Source organism: Leisingera sp. F5, from assembly GCF_001593695.1.
Map to the genome: position 1 here is coordinate 1 of NZ_LUKH01000219.1, position 3,619 is coordinate 3,619.

Genomic DNA, 3,619 nt, shown 5'->3' on the forward strand with positions numbered 1-3,619 from the left:
CGCCGGGAAGAGGCGACGGAAGCTGTCCGCATCGCATTCTCCCAGCTCTACGTGCCGGACGAATAGGGGATCCTCATGGAACGAGGCGGAAAAACAGTCTTTGGCGCCGCGGTTGGCATCCTGATGCTGGAAACGCGCTTTCCCCGTATCCATGGCGATATGGGTAACGCGATGACCTGGGATTTCCCGTTGCATTACAAGGTGGTGCGCGGTGCCAATCCGGAAAACGTGGTTCGGGGTAATCCCAAGGAACTGGTGGAGCTGTTTGTCGAAGCGGGCCGCGATCTGGTCGCCATGGGCGCCGACGGCATCACCACCAACTGCGGCTTCCTGGCGCTGATCCAGGACGAGGTGAAACAGGCGCTGGGGGTGCCGGTGGCGACCTCATCGCTGATGCAGGTGCTGATGGTGCAGAGCCTGCTGCCCGCGGGCAAGCGCTGCGGCATCCTGACGATCTCCAAGGCCACCCTGACGCCTGCGCATCTTGAGGCCGCAGGCGTGCCGCTGGACACGCCCATTGCCGGAACCGACGGCGGCCGCTGCTTTACCCGCGACATTCTTGGCGATGCACCGCAGATCGACTTCGAGGCCTGCCGCCTGGACATGATAGACGCCGCCCGCGCGATGGTTGCGGACATTCCGGATCTTGGCGCCATCGTGCTGGAATGCACCAATATGGTGCCCTACGCCCGCGACGTGCGCAGAGCCACAGGGTTGCCGGTGTTCTCCATCCATTCCTTCATCAACTGGTTCCAGGCGGGCCTGCTGCCCAAAGGGTTCCCGCTGGAGCTGGATGATCCGCGCTGGTGAGGAGCTGCCGGAGGGTAGTGTAAATTCATTAATGAAATCATAAGTTTAAAGTCAGAATTGCTGCCGGAATGTTTCGCGCGCGAAACATTTGAACAAAGGTTCTGACCTATTCTTTCAGCCCGTTTCAGCTCAGCAACAGCAGCCAGAACCACACGGTCAGGATGCTCGCCCCGGTGGCGATCAGCACCGAGGACGCCGCCACCCGTTTTGCACGGCCGTACATATTGGCAAAGATGTAACCGTTGAACCCGGTCGCCATCGCGGCGTTCAAAACGCCCGAGCGGAACAGATCCTGCGGCAGCGCCAGCGCCGATCCCAGCACCCATACGATTGCCGGATGGATCATCAGCGAGGTGAAGCAGACAAACAGGATCGCCCGCAAATCACCCTCGGGGCGGTACTTCACCAGCACGCCGCCAAGCGCAAACAGTGCGCAGGGCAGCGCGGCCCGGATGATCAGCGACAGCGCTTCATCAACCACCAGCGGGATGGTGAGCCCTGACAGATTCACCGCAAACCCCAGCGCGATGCCCAGGATCAGCACATTGCGGAACATTGCGTTCAGCACAGCCGAGACGGTCTTGATCCCGCCCGCGCCGCGATTGCGCACGATCTCCATCACGGTGATCCCGACGCCGTAACAGAACGGCGAATGGAAGGCGATGATCGCGTAGTTTCCGGTCAGGTTCTCAGGGCCAAAGGCGCGTTCAGTGATCGGCAGACCCAACAGCACCGAGTTGGAGAACAGGCAGCAGAACCCGATGGCTATACAGTCCTCCCACTCCCGCTTGAACAGCGCCCGTGCACCGAACACGCCAATCAGGAAACAGGTGAAAGCGCCGGTATAAAAGCTCCCCAGCAGCCGCGGGTCGAAACTGGCAGACAGGTCCAGTTCCGCCATCGCCTTGAACAGCAGGCAGGGAATGGCAAAGCCCTGCGCAAACTTCATCACACCTTCGATGTGCGCTTCGCTCAGCACTCCCCGTGCGGTGGCAGCATAACCCGCGCCAACAACAAGGAAAACCGGCAGGATGACGTCAATCAGGCTTTGAAACATCAGCCTGACCCTTGAAGGCAAGGGATGCTGCCGTTCAGGGGGCAGTGTCTGGCTTCTGGCCGCAAATGCCTCCGGCGGGAGTATTTTTGCAAAGATGAAGTCTGCCGTCTGCCCAGCGGGCCGGGGCGCACGGCGGCAGACCTGGGCATTGCGCTATAGCTCAACCCGGATCACCATGCCGTCATAGGCCGGGGTGATGTGGTCCGGAGTCTCGGCTTCGACCGTGGCGTAATCCATGTCGATATGCATGTTGGTTATGATGCCGCGTTTGGGGGACATCTTCGCGAACCACTCCAGCGCTTCGGAATAGCTGAAGTGCGTAGGATGCGGGGTGCGCCGCAGCCCGTCCAGGATCCAGATATCCAGCGCCTCCAGCTCCGGCAAGGCGGCGTCGGGAATTCTGGACACATCCGGCAGATAGGCCAACCCGCCGATCCGGAACCCCAGCGCGTCGATCGAGCCATGATCGACTTCAAACGGGCGGAAAGTGATTTCGCCGCCAGGGCCATTCACACTGAAAGGTCCGTCAATGGTCTTCAGGTCCAGGATCGGCGGATAGGGTGATCCGTCCGGCTGCGCAAAGGCATAGCCGAAGCGGTTCAGAAGGTCGTTCTGAGTGGCGCCATCGGCATAGACAGGGATGCGCTGGCGCATATTGAAATAGACCATGCGCAGATCGTCGATGCCATGCAGATGGTCGGCGTGGGAGTGTGTGTAAACCACGGCGTCCAGGCGGCTGACCTCTGCATTCAGCAGTTGGCTGCGCATGTCGGGGGTGGTGTCGATCAGCACGGATGTGGTGCCGCCCTCATCAACACGCTCTACCAGCATTGAACACCGCTGGCGCCGGTTCTTCGGGTTCTTGGGGTCGCAGTCGCCCCAATGGCCGCCGATCCGCGGCACCCCGCCCGAGGACCCCGAGCCGAGGATGGTGAACCGCATCTCAGCCATCAGGCGGCGGCCTCATAAGCTGCGGCCTTCCAGAACAGCCGGTCAAAATTCGCCTGCGTCTGCGCGGCAAAATCGGCGTAATCCATGCCGAAAACCTGGGCACCCGCCTTGGCGGTAAAGGCGGAATAGGCCGGTTCATTGCGTTTGCCGCGGTAGGGCGGCGGCGCCAGATAGGGGGCGTCGGTCTCTACCAGAATACGCTCCACCGGGGCGGTGGCAAAGATATCGCGCAGCTCCTGGCTTTTGGGGAAGGCGGCGATGCCGGACATCGACAAGTAGAACCCCAGATCCAGTGCTGCCTTGGCCAGCTCGGCCGAGGAAGAGAAGCAGTGCATCACGCAAGAATATGCGCCGTTCTTCATCTCCTCGCCCAGAATGCGGGCCATGTCGTCATCCGCCGCGCGGGCGTGGATGATCAGCGGCAGGCCGGTTTCGCGGGCGGCAGCGATATGGATGCGCAAGGACTCCTGCTGCACGTCCTTGCTGTCGGCGGTATAGTGATAGTCCAGCCCGGTCTCGCCGATGCCGACAAATTTGGGGTGTTTGGCAAGGGCAACCAGGTCATCCACCGAGACCAGCGGCTCATCCGCCGCGCTCATCGGGTGGGTGCCCGCGGCATAAAAAACCGGCGCGTGCGCTTCGGCAATAGCGCGCACGGTGGCTTCGTTTTTCATCTTGGTGCAGATCGTCACCATCCGGGTCACGCCGGCCTCAGCCGCGCTGGCAATCACCTCATCCAGCCGCCCCTCGAAATCGGGGAAGTCCAGGTGGCAATGGCTGTCCGTAATCTGGGGAGTCGTC

At 61.5% G+C, this 3,619-nt stretch carries 4 protein-coding genes; 1 reads left to right on the top strand and 3 read right to left on the bottom strand.

Features of this window, described 5'->3' with window-relative positions:
* Window positions 1–75 precede the first annotated feature (75 nt).
* A complete protein-coding gene (locus A2I95_RS27655; protein WP_291735080.1) occupies window positions 76–810 on the top strand; it encodes an aspartate/glutamate racemase family protein in 735 nt (244 codons plus the stop codon).
* 124 nt (window positions 811–934) lie between these two features.
* Here the strand turns inward: A2I95_RS27655 and A2I95_RS27660 are convergent, their stop codons facing one another.
* From A2I95_RS27660 to A2I95_RS27670, 3 genes are all read right to left on the bottom strand, one after another.
* The gene (locus tag A2I95_RS27660) at window positions 935–1,867 is read right to left on the bottom strand and encodes an AEC family transporter (RefSeq protein ID WP_291735082.1); all 933 of its coding nucleotides are present in this window, start codon (window positions 1,865–1,867) and stop codon (window positions 935–937) included.
* 153 nt (window positions 1,868–2,020) lie between these two features.
* Window positions 2,021–2,818 (bottom strand): MBL fold metallo-hydrolase, encoded by a 798-nt coding sequence (locus A2I95_RS27665; protein ID WP_259992646.1) that lies wholly within the window; start codon window positions 2,816–2,818, stop codon window positions 2,021–2,023.
* A complete protein-coding gene (locus A2I95_RS27670) occupies window positions 2,818–3,606 on the bottom strand; it encodes a TatD family hydrolase (protein WP_291735086.1) in 789 nt (262 codons plus the stop codon). Before A2I95_RS27670 ends, A2I95_RS27665 begins: the two co-directional genes overlap by 1 nt.
* Window positions 3,607–3,619: the final 13 nt, after the last annotated feature.